This is a genomic window from Lysinibacillus sp. FSL K6-0102, assembly GCF_038003545.1.
Classification (GTDB): Bacteria; Bacillota; Bacilli; order Bacillales_A; family Planococcaceae; genus Lysinibacillus; species Lysinibacillus capsici.
In genome coordinates this window covers 769,886-785,142 of the sequence record NZ_JBBOPH010000001.1, presented here as the reverse complement: position 1 = coordinate 785,142, position 15,257 = coordinate 769,886, and the positions used below count along the sequence as shown (strand labels likewise).

At 37.9% G+C, this 15,257-nt stretch carries 15 protein-coding genes and 1 other annotated feature; of the genes, 5 read left to right on the top strand and 10 right to left on the bottom strand.

The features are described 5' to 3' along the window. Positions 1–5: 5 nt before the first annotated feature. Positions 6–227 (top strand) — a binding site (T-box leader). Between the two features lie 115 nt (positions 228–342). Further along, positions 343–1,332, top strand: a complete 990-nt coding sequence (trpS, locus tag NYE73_RS03630) for a tryptophan--tRNA ligase (protein ID WP_259951051.1) — start codon at positions 343–345, stop codon at positions 1,330–1,332. 2 nt (positions 1,333–1,334) lie between these two features. Here the strand turns inward: trpS and NYE73_RS03625 are convergent, their stop codons facing one another. The 3 genes from NYE73_RS03625 to NYE73_RS03615 all read right to left on the bottom strand — a co-directional run bounded on the left by NYE73_RS03625 (position 1,335) and on the right by NYE73_RS03615 (position 3,873). Next, positions 1,335–1,556, bottom strand: a complete 222-nt coding sequence (locus tag NYE73_RS03625) for a hypothetical protein (RefSeq protein WP_016994330.1) — start codon at positions 1,554–1,556, stop codon at positions 1,335–1,337. Positions 1,557–1,662: 106 nt separating this feature from the next. Next, positions 1,663–2,904 carry a beta-ketoacyl-ACP synthase II gene (gene fabF, locus NYE73_RS03620; protein ID WP_048392031.1) on the bottom strand — a complete coding sequence of 414 codons (1,242 nt, stop codon included), beginning with the start codon at positions 2,902–2,904 and terminating at the stop codon, positions 1,663–1,665. 30 nt (positions 2,905–2,934) lie between these two features. Continuing rightward, the gene (locus tag NYE73_RS03615) at positions 2,935–3,873 is read right to left on the bottom strand and encodes a beta-ketoacyl-ACP synthase III (protein WP_048392032.1); all 939 of its coding nucleotides are present in this window, start codon (positions 3,871–3,873) and stop codon (positions 2,935–2,937) included. A 465-nt stretch (positions 3,874–4,338) separates the two neighbouring features. Here NYE73_RS03615 and NYE73_RS03610 point away from each other — a divergent pair, with 465 nt between their 5' ends. Continuing rightward, positions 4,339–4,533, top strand: a complete 195-nt coding sequence (locus tag NYE73_RS03610) for a YjzD family protein (protein WP_004227469.1) — start codon at positions 4,339–4,341, stop codon at positions 4,531–4,533. Between the two features lie 49 nt (positions 4,534–4,582). On the opposite strand, the gene NYE73_RS03605 is transcribed toward NYE73_RS03610, so the two are convergent. Continuing rightward, entirely contained in the window at positions 4,583–6,709 is a 2,127-nt protein-coding gene (locus tag NYE73_RS03605) for an ATP-dependent Clp protease ATP-binding subunit (RefSeq protein ID WP_259951052.1), read from the bottom strand. 266 nt (positions 6,710–6,975) lie between these two features. Here NYE73_RS03605 and NYE73_RS03600 point away from each other — a divergent pair, with 266 nt between their 5' ends. After that, the gene (locus tag NYE73_RS03600; protein ID WP_048392033.1) at positions 6,976–7,662 is read left to right on the top strand and encodes a Crp/Fnr family transcriptional regulator; all 687 of its coding nucleotides are present in this window, start codon (positions 6,976–6,978) and stop codon (positions 7,660–7,662) included. A gap of 60 nt (positions 7,663–7,722) precedes the next feature. Here NYE73_RS03600 and NYE73_RS03595 read toward each other — a convergent pair whose 3' ends face one another. Both NYE73_RS03595 and NYE73_RS03590 read right to left on the bottom strand, forming a co-directional pair. Then, positions 7,723–8,031 (bottom strand): metal-sulfur cluster assembly factor, encoded by a 309-nt coding sequence (locus NYE73_RS03595; RefSeq protein WP_004227477.1) that lies wholly within the window; start codon positions 8,029–8,031, stop codon positions 7,723–7,725. 53 nt (positions 8,032–8,084) lie between these two features. After that, a complete protein-coding gene (locus tag NYE73_RS03590; protein ID WP_066036275.1) occupies positions 8,085–8,849 on the bottom strand; it encodes a prolyl oligopeptidase family serine peptidase in 765 nt (254 codons plus the stop codon). Positions 8,850–8,970: 121 nt separating this feature from the next. Here NYE73_RS03590 and NYE73_RS03585 point away from each other — a divergent pair, with 121 nt between their 5' ends. Both NYE73_RS03585 and NYE73_RS03580 read left to right on the top strand, forming a co-directional pair. Continuing rightward, positions 8,971–9,780 carry a Cof-type HAD-IIB family hydrolase gene (locus NYE73_RS03585; protein WP_131522075.1) on the top strand — a complete coding sequence of 270 codons (810 nt, stop codon included), beginning with the start codon at positions 8,971–8,973 and terminating at the stop codon, positions 9,778–9,780. Between the two features lie 139 nt (positions 9,781–9,919). Beyond that, positions 9,920–10,777 (top strand): DegV family protein, encoded by an 858-nt coding sequence (locus tag NYE73_RS03580; protein WP_036076685.1) that lies wholly within the window; start codon positions 9,920–9,922, stop codon positions 10,775–10,777. Between the two features lie 50 nt (positions 10,778–10,827). Here NYE73_RS03580 and NYE73_RS03575 read toward each other — a convergent pair whose 3' ends face one another. From NYE73_RS03575 to NYE73_RS03560, 4 genes are all read right to left on the bottom strand, one after another. Next, positions 10,828–12,294: an alpha-amylase family glycosyl hydrolase gene (locus tag NYE73_RS03575; RefSeq protein WP_259951053.1), complete on the bottom strand. Its 1,467-nt coding sequence runs from the start codon at positions 12,292–12,294 to the stop codon at positions 10,828–10,830. A 184-nt stretch (positions 12,295–12,478) separates the two neighbouring features. Further along, complete coding sequence (locus tag NYE73_RS03570; RefSeq protein ID WP_004227486.1) at positions 12,479–12,847, bottom strand: YisL family protein; 369 nt, start codon at positions 12,845–12,847, stop codon at positions 12,479–12,481. A 200-nt stretch (positions 12,848–13,047) separates the two neighbouring features. Continuing rightward, the gene (locus tag NYE73_RS03565) at positions 13,048–13,950 is read right to left on the bottom strand and encodes a fumarylacetoacetate hydrolase family protein (RefSeq protein ID WP_048392038.1); all 903 of its coding nucleotides are present in this window, start codon (positions 13,948–13,950) and stop codon (positions 13,048–13,050) included. A gap of 124 nt (positions 13,951–14,074) precedes the next feature. Next, entirely contained in the window at positions 14,075–15,241 is a 1,167-nt protein-coding gene (locus NYE73_RS03560) for a DUF418 domain-containing protein (protein WP_048392039.1), read from the bottom strand. Positions 15,242–15,257: the final 16 nt, after the last annotated feature.

Here is a 15,257-nt window from a genome sequence, read left to right as displayed (position 1 = left end):
AATTGAGAAAAACGCTGACGAAGAGTAGTACATATGCTAATTCACGTATAGAGAGTCTGTGGTTGCTGTAAACAGATCGTGGATGCATGTGGAATGGACTTCCGAGTTAGCTTTGTGAACGCTACTTGAAGCTATTAGCAAAGCTCGTCCCTTCACGTTACGAAGTTGAGTGGCCTTTTTAGGCAAGCTGGGTGGTACCGCGGATTCAAACATCATTCGTCCCTTCATTAGAAAAATCTAATGAGGACGCATGATGTTTTTTTGTCTTCATCACCAAGTTGAAAGGTGAAGACAACGCTGTGACACAAGTTACAGCAATTGAATTCGAGGAGGAATTTTTTAATGACAACTATTTTTTCTGGCGTACAGCCTACAGGTATCGTAACATTAGGGAACTATTTAGGAGCATTCAAGCAGTTCCCGGCACTACAAGATGAAGGAAACGCTATTTATTGTATCGTTGATCAACATGCCATCACTGTTGCACAAGATCCTAAAGAATTACGAGAAAGTATTCGTAAGCTTGCTGCTACCTACATTGCTACTGGCATTGACCCTAAAAAATCGACATTATTTATTCAATCAGAGGTGCCAGCGCATGCTCAGGCAGGATGGATGTTACAATGTGTTGCGTCTATTGGTGAGCTAGAACGTATGACACAATTCAAAGATAAATCACATGGTAAGGAAAGCGTATCTGCTGCTCTTTTAACATATCCACCGCTAATGGCTGCAGACATTCTACTTTATAACACAAATATTGTCCCTGTCGGCGATGATCAGAAGCAGCATATTGAGCTAACTCGTGACCTTGCAGAACGCTTTAACAAACGCTTTGGCGATGTTTTAACAATTCCGGAAATTCAATTACCTAAAGCTGGCGCACGCATTAAATCCTTACAAGAGCCAACAAAGAAAATGAGTAAATCAGATCCAAATACGAAAGCGACAATTCGCTTATTAGATACTGCGAAAGACATTGAGAAAAAAATTAAATCAGCTGTAACTGACTCTGACGGCATCGTTGCATTTGATGTGGAAAATAAACCAGGTGTTTCAAATTTATTGACAATCGAATCAGCTATTTCAGGGGTAGCCGTTGAAGATTTAGTCAAAAAATATGAGGGAATTGGTTATGGTGGATTCAAGCAGGGTGTAGCAACAGCAGTAATTGAACACCTAACACCTATTCAAGAGAAATTCTATCATCTAGTAGAATCATCAGAATTAGATGTCATTCTAGATGAAGGTGCTGAAAAGGCGAATGTGATTGCTAGTGCTACATTAAAACGTATGGAAGATGCTATGGGTCTTGGTCGCGCACGTCGCTAAACTTACGGCTTGTCTGAGGATCGATCAAAGCCCAAATCAAGCACAACTGCGCAGATGATGATACAGGCTCCTACCGCCATATAAAATTCTGTTGTTTGAAAAATAAATTTGAAAACAACCTTCCATGAATAACCTAGTGTGCGGTAATTTAAATACAATATGAGATTCCCTACAGAGAGGATCATTAAGCCATAACTTACTAAAAATAAAAAGAGACGAAACATAGTAATGGCATCCTTTCTATTTCTTCTTACTTATCATTTATTCACAAAACTATAAAAAAAGACGTCAGCCATTTAAATTTGGCTGACGTTTTTTTATGTTTATCTATTATGCTTCATATTTTTTGAATAGGAGACTTGCATTATGACCACCAAAACCAAGAGAATTACTCATTGCATATTGAATATTTGCTTCTCTTGCTTCGTTTGGAACATAATCTAAATCACATTCAGGATCAGGATCTTTTAAATTGATTGTAGGTGGTAAAATCCCTTCTTTAAGGGCTAATGCTGTGAAAATAGCTTCCACACCACCTGCTGCTCCTAATAAGTGACCCGTCATAGATTTTGTTGAGCTCATTGCAAGGTTATACGCATGATCACCAAAAGCAGTTTTCACAGCTTGTGTTTCGAATAAATCGTTATATGGCGTACTTGTACCATGGGCATTAATATAATCAACTTGTGATGGCTCTACGCCACCATCTGTTAATGCTTGCGTCATCGCACGTGCTGCACCTTCACCCTCTGGAGCTGGAGCCGTAATGTGATGCGCATCCCCAGTTGCACCATAACCTAAAACTTCAGCATAGATTTTGGCACCACGAGCTTTTGCATGTTCATATTCTTCTAAAATGACAATACCCGCTCCTTCTCCGATAATAAAGCCATCTCGGTTTTTATCGAATGGGCGACATGCAGCTTGTGGATCTTGATTTAATGATAGTGCTGTATTGGCACAAAAACCTGCAACCGCCATTGTTACGATTGGTGATTCAGCACCACCAGAAATCATAACATCAGCATCTCCACGCTCAATTACTTTAAAGGCATCACCAATAGAGTTTGTGCCTGAAGCACATGCCGTTACAGAACAAGAATTTATCCCCTTTGCACCAAAGTGAATAGAGACTTGGCCAGATGCCATATCAGGAATCATCATTGGGATAAAGAAAGGACTAACACGTCTTGCGCCACGCTCTTGGAATGTTAAAAATTGTTGTTCATATGTTTCCATCCCACCGATACCAGAACCAATCCATACACCTGCACGTGGAGCTAGCTCTTCATCAATTGTTAGCTGTGCATCTTCCATTGCCATAATAGAAGCCGCTAATGCGTATTGTGTGAAGCGATCCATTTTACGTGCTTCTTTACGATCAATGTATTTTTCAATATCAAAGTCCTTTACTTCTGCGGCGATTTTTGCGGCAAAAAGATCTTTATTTAAACGTGTCAGCTCACCAATGCCAGATTTACCAGCTTTAATGTTTGCCCATGTTTCTTCGATGCTATTTCCTAGTGGTGTAACTGCGCCAATTCCTGTAATTACTACTCGTCTTTTACTCATTGTCTTACTCCCCTCAAGCATTTTTCCTACTTATTTTCCCCATCTCATGGCTACGGCACCCCATGTTAAGCCGCCACCAAAACCTACAAGGACTAATAAATCATCCTCTTTAATCTTACCTGCTTCGAGCTCATCTACCAAGGAAATACCAATAGATGCTGCTGAAGTATTTCCGTATTTATGAATCGTTTTTGACATTTTTTCTGGTGGTAGCTCTAAACGCTCACGTGCAGATTCCATAATACGTATATTTGCCTGATGTGGCACTAGGAAATCAACGTCTTCTTTTGTTAATCCCGCTTTCTCTAATACATTAACAGCCGATTCACCCATTTGTCGAACAGCAAATTTAAACACTTCACGACCATTCATCGCAATTGTATCTTGCTTCGTTAAATAAAGATTCTTTCCGCCTGTACCATCTGCACCAAGTTCAAAGGATAGAATACCTCTACCTTCAGAGACTTGCCCAATGATAGCTGCACTGGCACCATCGCCAAATAATACAGCTGTATTGCGATCTTCCCAATCAACGACTTTAGACAGCTTTTCAACACCTACTACTAAGACATATTTATAAGCATTTGCCTCAACAAAGTGCTTTGCTGTCACTAAACTATATATAAATCCTGCACATGCTGCTGCTTGATCCATTGCTGCAGCATTTACTGCTCCGATTTGTTCCTGAATCATACAAGCTACACTTGGAAAAGTTTGATCCTGTGTGACAGTTGCTACAAGAATTAAACCAATTTCCTCAGGCGTAATACCCGCATTTGCAATAGCTTCTTTTGCAGCAGCTACTGCCAAATCTGAAGTTTCCTGATCATCTGCCGCAAAATGACGTTCTTCAATGCCTGTTCGAGTACGAATCCATTCATCAGAAGTATCCATGATTTTTTCCAAATCAAAATTTGTAACGACCTTCTCAGGAACATATTTGCCTATTCCTATAATACCAGCGTTCATATAGCAACCCCTCAGCTTTCTTACTATCAATTATTAGTAACTGGTCATAATTATAACGCATATAAAAGGAATGACGCAAGATGATTTAAAATTTATGCGGCTGAGGGTAGTGTTCTTTGAATATAGAAGTGAAGAATTTTATGGAATGAGGTTATTCTGTTTAGAGCTTTATCTATCGTACTTTGTTGAGCTTGTTCATTATTTTTCAAAGCACCTTGCATCATGTATGAGCGGTGTTCTTCCCTTTTGGAGCACTTTTCACCCGCTTAGGAGCGCATTCCCCTATTTCGGAGCTGTTCCTAAATACTTTACATTACCAAACATAAAATACTAAATCTCATATTTGTTGTGACAAAATCGCCATGTTTCACATAAATGGTTCATTTTTTTTTGATTTATGTTATGATATGATAATGAATATGAGTAAAACCTTATGATGAAAAAAGTTCGGTTGAGGTGAAATTAATGCAATATATCGTAACGTTCATATGGTCATTCCTACTAGTTTCTATGTTAAACTACGTAGTCAGCTCTGTACTTGGTGTACCATTTGATTTCAAAACTGGAGCAATCGTTTCTGTTGTATTCTCCATCCTTATCTTTATTATTGGAGCAATCATTCCAAACGACCCTACACCAGAAGCTGCAGACCATCATTAATTCAGCTAGAAAAAACCTGTTCAGCTTCATGCCGAACAGGTTTTTTCTGTTATTTTTCCACAACACATTGACCCTCATGCATTTTCACATGCAACGTCTCCCCTGGTAAAACTTCTCCGCGTAATAGTTCTCTAGCAACGGCTGTTTCGATATGTCGCTGTACAAAGCGTTTTAGTGGTCTTGCTCCAAATTGGGCATCTGCCCCTTGCTCTACTACCCAATCAATGACTTCTTGCTCGACAGATAAAGTAATTTCTTGCTCTGCGACACGTTTAATCAATTGCTCCACATACTTCCAGGCAATCGCAGTAAAATGTTTAGTAGATAATGCATGGAAGAAGATGATATCATCCATTCTGTTTAATAGCTCAGGTTTAAAATGTTGTCGTAGGGCTGACATGACTAAGTCCTCCACAGCCGCATCATTTTCCTTTGCCTCCATTAAATAACTTGATCCGATATTCGAAGTTAAAATGACTACTGTATTTGTAAAATTCACCATTCGTCCCTGACTATCTGTAATGCGCCCATCATCTAAAATTTGCAATAAAATGTTCGCCACATCAGGATGAGCTTTTTCAATCTCGTCTAGTAGCACCACAGAATAAGGATTTCGGCGAACTGCTTCCGTTAGTTGTCCACCTTCCTCATAGCCCACATAGCCTGGAGGAGCCCCAACAAGTCGAGACACACTATGTTTCTCCATGTATTCACTCATATCAATACGAATAAAGTGATCTTCTGAATCAAATAACTGTGCTGCAAGTGCCTTGGCAAGTTCTGTTTTACCCACACCAGTTGGACCTAAAAATAAAAAGCTACCAATAGGTCGGTGTGGATCTTTGATACCTGCACGTGCACGCCATACCGCTTCTGTCACTAATTGAACTGCTGTATCTTGTCCAACCACACGTTCATGTAATGTATCCTTTAAACGTAATAGTTTTTCACGCTCACCCTCTACTAATTTTGTTACAGGGATTCCTGTCCAACGTGAAACAATTGCTGCGATTTCATCTGCTGTTACCTCTTCACGTAAAATACGAGATTCTGCACCGTTCTCTAATTCCTTTTCAAGTACCTGAATGTCTTTTTCAAGTGTTGGAATTTTACCATGACGTAATTCAGCAGCTTTATTTAGATCATATTTACTTTCTGCCTCATCTAGATCACGACGATATTTATCCAATGTTTCACGTTTTTTCTGAATATCGTGTAGTTTTTCTTTTTCTGCTTCCCATTGTTGTCGCATGCCCTTAGATGATTCTTTTAACTTAGTTAATTCTTCGCGTAATTGCTCCAGACGTTTTTTACTTGCCTCGTCCTTTTCCTTACGCAATGCCTGTTCCTCAATTTCAAGCTGCATAATACGACGTGTGACTGCGTCTAATTCCTGTGGCATTGAATCAATTTCTGTACGAATCATTGCACAAGCCTCATCAATTAAATCAATGGCCTTATCAGGTAAAAATCGTTCTGTAATATAGCGATTGGATAGTTCTGCTGCCGCAACAATTGCTCTGTCATGAATACGTACTGCGTGATGTAATTCAAAGCGTTCCTTTAAACCACGTAAAATGGATACCGTATCCTCTATAGATGGCTCACGTACTAGTACTTGCTGGAATCGACGTTCTAAGGCAGGATCCTTTTCAATGTACATACGATATTCGTCTAAGGTAGTAGCACCAATACAGTGTAATTCACCACGTGCTAGCATAGGTTTTAGCATATTTCCTGCATCCATAGCGCCATCTGTTTTTCCTGCACCTACGATCGTATGAATTTCATCAATAAATAGAATGATTTGTCCTTCTGATTCTTTTACTTCTTTTAGCACACCTTTTAAGCGTTCTTCAAATTGTCCACGATAACTTGCACCAGCGATTAACGCACTCATATCTAATTCATATAATACACATTCTTTCAAGCCTTCTGGTACATCACCTTTAACAATACGCTGTGCTAAACCTTCCACAATTGCCGTTTTACCAACTCCTGGTTCACCGATTAATACAGGATTATTTTTCGTTTTACGTGTTAGAATACGAATTACATTTCGAATTTCTTCATCACGCCCGATAACAGGATCCATCTTGCCGTTTTTTACTTCTTCAATTAAATTGCGCCCAAATTGTTCTAATGGTTTTTTATTGTCTGTTTGTTGAAATTGCATAGCTAGCACTCCTTTTTTTCATATTTCTCATTATTTATATACCCATTCTTATTCATTAAAAAAGTTTGACCTTTTTTGACTAACTTTATTTTACATCACTCGACAATGCTTAGCAAAGAAATCGTCCTAAAATTTTTTCACTTATTATGGAAGTTTACGTTATAATAATGGTATGTTTCTATGTTTTAGTATCGAAATCCACTATCCTTTTGTAATAATCGCCATTTATTACAAAAAGAAAGCGATGTGTTGGAGATATGGTTTTAATGGATAATATGTTTGAAAAAATTAAAGAACTTTTTCAAAACCACGGTGTTTTTATCAAAGTGAATAAAGGAAATAAAATTTTTCTAGAGGGTGAACGGGCAAAAGAAATTTATTACATCCAATCAGGTGTTATTTCGATTAGCCAAGAATCCGAGACGGGTAAGGAATTAACCATTCGTATTTGTGGCCCTGACAGCATAATAGGAGAAGGTTCGTTATTTTGTAATCTCGTCTATAATTCAATGACTGCCAAAGTTTTAGAACCCTCTACGTTGTATGTTTTGAGTCGTAAATCTTTGGAGCATTTACTAGAAGAGCAGCCGACAGTTATGGTGGAATACATGAAGTGGCTACAAACAGAAAACTTAAAGCATCAGAGTCGTTTGCGCGATTTAGTGTTAAACGGTAAAAAAGGTGCTCTATTTTCAACGCTCATTCGGCTGTCCAATACGTATGGTAAACCTGTAGAAAATGACTCGATTTTTATTGATTTTCAGCTAACAAATACAGAAATTGCAAATCTGTGTGCGACAAGTCGGGAAATGATTAATCGTATGCTGAATGATTTAAAAAAACATGAGATTATCACTTTTGATAAAGGATTTATTACCATTCATGATTTACAATTTTTAAAAAATGAAATTGCCTGTGAAAATTGTCCATTACAAATATGCCGTATCGATTAGTTTCGTTACAAGCAAAAACCCTGCTTATTGAAAAATAAGCAGGGTTTTAAATAAGCCATTTTAACGTACGCCCAATGCCATTTTGGCATAGCGTGACATTTTATCTTTCGACCAAGGCGGATTCCATACAATATTAACATTTGTACTTTTCACTTCTGGAAGTTCACCTAACGCCGTATTCACTTGATCCACAATGACTGGACCAAGTGGACAGCCCATAGATGTTAGTGTCATCGTAACAGTTGCAACACCTTCATCATCTAATTCCACATCATATACTAAACCTAAGTTGACAATATCAATGCCAAGCTCAGGATCAATTACGTTTTCTAAAGCACCTAACATGCTATCTTTCATATCCTGATCCATTCGTATTTCTCCTTCCATCATAGTGTTAACCTTATCATAGCAGATGCACCCTGTTATGCCAAATGCTGTGCAAGCCATGCTGTAGCTGCTAGCATACCGTCACGTGGTACAGCATGTCCAGCCCTTTTGTTAACCATGAACTTTAAATATTCAGGGTTTGCTTCATAGTATTCCCGTAATGTTTCATAAAATTTATACGTTTCGTGAAAAGGAACTGTTTTATCTAATTCTCCATGCCAAAAGAATACAGGGCGACCCGCGAATTTTTCTGGTGTTAAACTGACATCATATTTAGCAAGGGCTTCATTAATTTTTTCTACGTCTTCCTCTGACATCGGCCAGTTAACTCCGCTTTTAGCAAATTGTTGCAATTGGTATTCACCCAATTTTATAAAACCAGGTGCACCCATGCATATTGCAGCTGTTTGTATCCAATCATAAAGTTTCAGACAGCCTGATGTCACGATGCCACCCATTGAAGTGCCTCCTATGCCAATTTTATGACTAGCTAATAAATTTTTATTCTTTAATTCATCATATAATTGTTGAACTTCATGAATAGAATTTAAAACAATGTCCCAAAAATTTAAATTCATTTGCATTTCTGTTAGGCCTTCGCTACGCTCACCATGAAATTTTGCATCTGGCAATAGGACACGCACCCCTTTATGCACCAATTGGTATGCATAGTGTAAGTTATGTTCTTTTGCACTCATAAAACCATGCAAAAAAATGACTACCGGGGTTTCTTCATTCATATTGTCTGTATGTATATGTAATAAAGGAATATTTCCCCACACTTCTTTTTCTACAAACATTATTGTCACTCCCAACTATTCTCTCATCTTTATGTTAGCAAACTTTTTTCACTGTGACAAAATTTTGACGAATGTAAGACAAAGAGATACTATTCAAACTATAGGAAAGGGGCAACGAGCTATGAAACCGCATTTAATCGTATTAGACTTAGATGGAACTTTATTAACAGATCAACAGCAAATTTCTGCAAAAACGAAAAAAACATTATTGCAGGCTAAGGAACAAGGGCATCAAGTGATGATTGCGACGGGACGTCCATACCGTGCAAGCGATCTTTATTATCATGAACTTGGGCTCACTACACCCATTGTTAATTTTAATGGCGCATATGTGCATCATCCTAAAAATGTCTCTTGGCAACATATGCACACACCAATTGATTTAAGTGTCGTACATGATGTCGTTGATTCTATTAACAGTTATGAATACGAAAATATTATCGCTGAGGTAAAAGATGATATTTATGTCCACACAGAAGACGATCGTATTTTAAATATTTTTAATATGGGAAATCCAAGAATTACACTTGGCGATTTATACACACATCTCTTGGAAAATCCCACAAGTTTGCTGATTCAGGCAAATGAAGCAAATTCGGTAATTATACGTGATCATTTACAGGCAGTGCATGCTGAGGTCATTGAGCATCGTCGATGGGGCGCGCCACTTCATATTATTGAAATTGTGCGTCGCGGCTTAAATAAAGCTGTGGGTATTGCACATGTGGCAAAAGATTTAGGTATTCCTCGTGAGCGCATCATCGCATTTGGTGATGAAGACAATGATTTAGAAATGATCGAATATGCTGGACTTGGTGTAGCGATGGGGAACGGTATTTCAAGTCTTAAAAACATTGCCAATGAAATTACGACAACGAATAATGATGATGGAATTGCAAAAATACTCATTGAACGCTTGAAATTATCATAGTTAAGTAGTAAGTTCAAGTTAACATTCCATTTTTACCAGTTTAACTTTATTCAGTGGTACCCCTTCCATTTATCTAAAGTGAGTATCTACTGAATAAAGTTAAAAAGCAAAAGTAAGTTGAAATTAGGGGGACAAGAGAATGAAGATTTTTACGGATAGTGGATGTGATCTACCAAAATCTTACTATGAAGAAAATGATGTCGTGCTACTCCCTTTACGAGTGCAATTGAACAACAAAGAATATGAAGATGTGATTTCAATTGATTCCAAAGAGATCTATGATGCAATACGCCAAGGTGCTCAGCCAAAAACATCACAAGTGTCACCTGAGCTCTTTTTGAAGCATTTTGAGGAGCTAGCTAAAAATGATGAAGAAGGTATTTATATCGCGTTTTCATCAGAATTATCAGGCACATATAGCACTGCTCAAATGATTCGCAATCAGGTACTTGAGCAGTATCCTTCCTTAAAACTAGTCATTATCGACTCTAAATGCGCATCACTAGGACATGGCCTTGTCGTTGAAGAAGCTGTACGACTGCGAAATATAGGAGTATCCTTAGAAGACATGGCCTCTAAAATAAACACCCTTGCACCTCAGGTCGAGCATTTATTTACTGTAGAAGACTTAGATTACCTTGCAAAAGGTGGTCGTGTATCAAAAGCTAGTGCATTTTTAGGTGGCCTTCTTAGTATTAAGCCTATTTTAAATGTAGAAGATGGCAAACTTGTACCGATTGAAAAGTCACGCGGTCGAAAAAAAGCACTTAATCGTATGTTAGATTTAATGCAGGAGCGTGGTGGCAGCTTTACAAATAAAATCGTAGGTATTAGCCATAGTGACGACGCTGCCTTTGCGAATGAAGCAAAAGCCTCTATCCAGGAGCGTTTTTCACCTCAAGCTGTGCAAATTACCATGATAGGTTCCGCGATCGGCTCACATGTCGGACCTGGGACTATTGCAATTTTCTTCACAAACAAAAGCTTTGAAGGCTAATAAAAAGCATGCTAGGATGGCTCCTGGCATGCTTTTTTGTCGTGTTATTATTATTGGACGTCTTGCTCCTGACGACGAACTTTCCCTCGTTTAATGATGATGACAACAAAGCCAATAAAGATCACCCATACTAAGCCAAGAGCCACCATATAAGGAGTGTTTAAGCCTTCATCATTGCGAACTTGATAAATTTCAACCATTTCTCGGTCTAAAATAACAGGATAGACTTCTTTTTCATTTATGCGAACTTTTTCCTCATGTAAAATACCGTTCAGCATTTTCCCTTCACCAAGTTGTTCAGGTGTTAAGTCGACGCGTTGTGTTTTACCAGTATTATTAACCATGATTACCCACTTTTCTTCGTCAGAAGAACGTGTAAAGACAAGAAGGCCATTTTCATTTGTAATGACTTCAAAATCACCATTACGTAAAGTAGCTGATTGATTACGTAAAGATTGAACATTTTTAATATAATCAATCAGTTCTTCGTCTGTTTTAAAGTTATAAAGCTGGTGTGTATCTGGTTTTGCTTCCCCATTCATAGCAATTTCTGTCCCGTATTGTACGACAGGAATTCCTGGTAGCATAAATAAAGCACCCATCGCCATTTTTAAGCGGGTAGGTGGGAACATATTTTCATTAGCAGAGTCAAATGTAAAACGATGGGTTTCAAGTGAATCCACCATAATTTGTGTCGGTTTTTCTCCTGTGAAGGGTTCCATTAATTTAGAAGAATCCATATCCACGTTTTTAAATATATTACGATAGATATCTGCCGTTACAGGTGAGAAAGTTGCATCAAAGTCAGCATCGCTTTCTTCATTTGCTATCACATAAAGTGATGTTTTTGTCTCTTTTAATGCAGCTATTACTGCATTGATAAACGCTGTATCAGCCCCTGCGATATTTGTTAAACGAATGCCACCGATGTCATATGTAGAAACAAATTCAGTTACTGCTTGAATAAGTGCTTCTTGCACATCCTTATTCGATAAATCCCACTGTACTTGTCCATTATTGGTAGATGCAATCCAATCCGCTTTCGATGCATCCTTTGCCCACTCATGATTTGGACTCACATTTGTAAGTGGAAAATCCACCATAATGGACATATTTTTAGCTTTGTAGGCCTCTACAGTACTTTGGAATTCTTCCGTTGTTCCAAAATGACGTTCTATTGTAGTATAACTTGTGGGCATTGATCCATCATACTTCTCTGTAGAAAAAATAGGCCCAATGGAAACAATTGTATAGCCCATCTCACCGATAAATTTCAGTTTATCCTGTAAACCTGTAAAATCGCCCCCCGCAAATTTCGAAGGGTCCTGCGTATTTGTATCAAAATCGTTTGTGCCCGAGCCATTAAAGAAACGGTCAACGAGTAAATCATAGATGCTTTCTTCTGCTATTGTTCTAGTCGCTGATTCATCCGCATGTGCTACTGGTATAGTACTTACTAATGAAGTTGCTAATAAAAGTGATGCAGCCGTCGCACTTATCCACTTCTTAAATTTCACTGTTATTCCCTCTCTTTCAAACCAATCAACGTCATTTTACCAAATAACTCTGTCACGTCGCTATCTTTTCCAAAGATTTTGCGTAAAAGCGAAATGAATTACGACAAAAAGGTGTCAATTCCGTCTTCCGTTTTCGTTTACAAAATAAAAGCCGTGAAGCAACTACTTCACGACTTTTAAATCATTATGCTAAGAAATCTTGACCCATTGGCAGTTTAAATCCTAGGAACAAAGTGATTAATAGGAATACTGCAAATAAAATCCAAAACATAGCTGTTGGTTTATTTTTCTTTTGACGCACTAAGACCATTTCCATCATGCCAATTACAAGTATGCCACCTAAGAACTTAAATCCGTAAAGCATACCTTTACCATAGTCCATTGCCTCGATAAATAATGCCCCACCTGTGATGATTATTAGTACATAAAACAGACGTAATGTCATATGTAAGCCTTTTGATTGCTTGCCCATTAGTGCCGCAATTAAAAAGATGACAATACCTACTACCCACGTAGTAATATGCAAATGCGTTTGGCTAGTTAAAAAACTCATGTTTGTCCCCCTCATTCTTTTTCTATCAAACTCTATCCTACCATGCGATGGAAAGGGTTTCAAATATTACAATAGTGTTCACATAATTTACATCATTTAAAACTTGGAATCCTTGCATTTCATAGTTTTTACATCTGTTACTATGCCTTAAAGCAGTAAAAAATCCGCGGAGTATAGACTCACGCGGATTGATATCATCATTATTCAAAATGGTTGACTAAAGTACCAATTCCTTGAATAGACACTTTTACTGTATCTCCAGCTTTTAAGAATTGTGGCGGGTTCATCCCTTTGCCAACACCAGCTGGCGTACCTGTTAAAATCACATCTCCTGGCTCTAATGTTACATGCTGAGATAGGATGGATACTAACGTTTCAACAGAGAACATCATATCTTTCGTAGAGCCATTTTGACGTACTTCATCATTGACCTTTGTCACTACTGTTAAGTCTTGTGGATTTGGGATCTCATCCTTTGTCACAAGGTATGGTCCAAGAGGGCAAGTACCGTCCAAGCTTTTACCCAAGAAGAATTGTTTATGTTTCTCTTGTAAATCACGAGCTGTTACATCATTGGCAATAGTATAACCAAATACATAATCAAACGCTAAGTTTTTAGGAATGTTTTTGCCTCGTTTACCAATAACGATAGCTAGCTCACCTTCATAATCCATTTTTGAAGAAAGATCTGCATGTATGGAAATTGTTTGTCCATCTGCAGCAATTGCAGTTGGTGATTTTGTGAATACCATTAAATCCGTTGGTGCTGCCTCTGCACCCATTTCCTTTGCATGTTCATCATAGTTTTTACCAATACACATAATATTTTTAGGTGTACGTGGAATTGGTGAAAGCCATTCGATCTCTGTAAATTCACGTTTAAAACTATTAGCATTATCTGATTTTTCTGCTGCTTCTACTAATTTACGAATCTGTTCCACAAAATCAAAGCCTAAAGCAATGCCATCCACGATTGAACTTGAAAAAGAAGGGAGAACTTGAAGTTCACTTTGAATAGCGAGTACATCCCATACCGCTTCTTCTTTTTTTACTTTTGGTCCAAAGCTTACATGTCCACCTAATTTGAATGATAAAATTTTCATGATTGAAAGAGCTCCTTCTTTTTTCTACATAATACAACAATATGATAGAAATTACCTCATTTTTGCGACAACATTTTTATAAGTTGTTATATCTTCATAAAATATGCATGTGAAGAGGAATATATTAACGCACTTCTACTTTTTGCTTATATGTTAATTTACGCCATATTGTTTCTAACGGTCCTTGTTTCCACTTAGATAACCAGATTTCTGCTATGATCATTTGCACAACAATAATGCCGACAGCAATTAATACCCCTGTTTCTACACTTACTTTACCATACCAGCCAAAGCCAAATTGGTAGAATAAACAAGTACCTATAATAGATTGAAGAATATACATCGTTAATGACATGCGTCCGATTTTAGCAAAAGGACTAAGTAGTTTTGGCATTATTGGCACTAAGCAAAGTAACACAATGACCCCAATATAGCCCACCGATAGAACTGGGCCCCCTATGTATACCTTTAAATAATCTAGTAAATATGTTCTTGTAAACATAATAGATAAGCTTTTTATACCAATACCGATGACCAATCCAGCAATTGCAAACGTCAGCCAGAGCCACTTCAATTCTTTAGCCCGTTCTACTAAATGCCATTTAGAGGCAGCGGCCCCTATTAACATATACGGTAAAATCGTGAACAGTGCGACAAACCACATCTCGATGCCTGCCTGCGTTGATAAATCTGTTAAGCGTTGCAAAAAGGCATCTACCCAGTTTCCTGTCCCATAAGCCGTGATGGCCTTCTCTACTGAAACGATATCTAAGTAATCATCTACTTTTGTATTAAAATTTACAATCCCTACTACAAAGAGCATAAAAGCTTGCATCAAGCCATTAATAATCAAAGCACTCGCTAATAACCAGATGGGACTCAATCGTAGTAAAAGCACTAAGAAAACGCCACAAAATGCATACATCATTAATATGTCGCCCCACCAAATTAGCACAGCATGGATAAAACCAAAAGCAAACAGGATGGACAGTCTACGAAGCCCCAGCGTATAAAAGTTTTGTTGACGACTTTGAGCCTTTTGCCACTGCATGGCTAGCCCATAACCAAATAGCATGGCAAAAAGCGGGTAAAAGCTGCCTTGCACATAAATATCTATATTTTTCTGCCAAACAATATCTGATGGGGTTGTAAACCATGATGCCAAATCAATATGCGGCATTGGCAAATAAAAGGTATACATATTTACAAGTAAGATACCTACTAAACTAATACCTCGTAAAATATCTAATGTTGCTATTCGTTCCTGCAACATTGTTGGTTTTAACTCCACAAAATAGCCTCCTCTT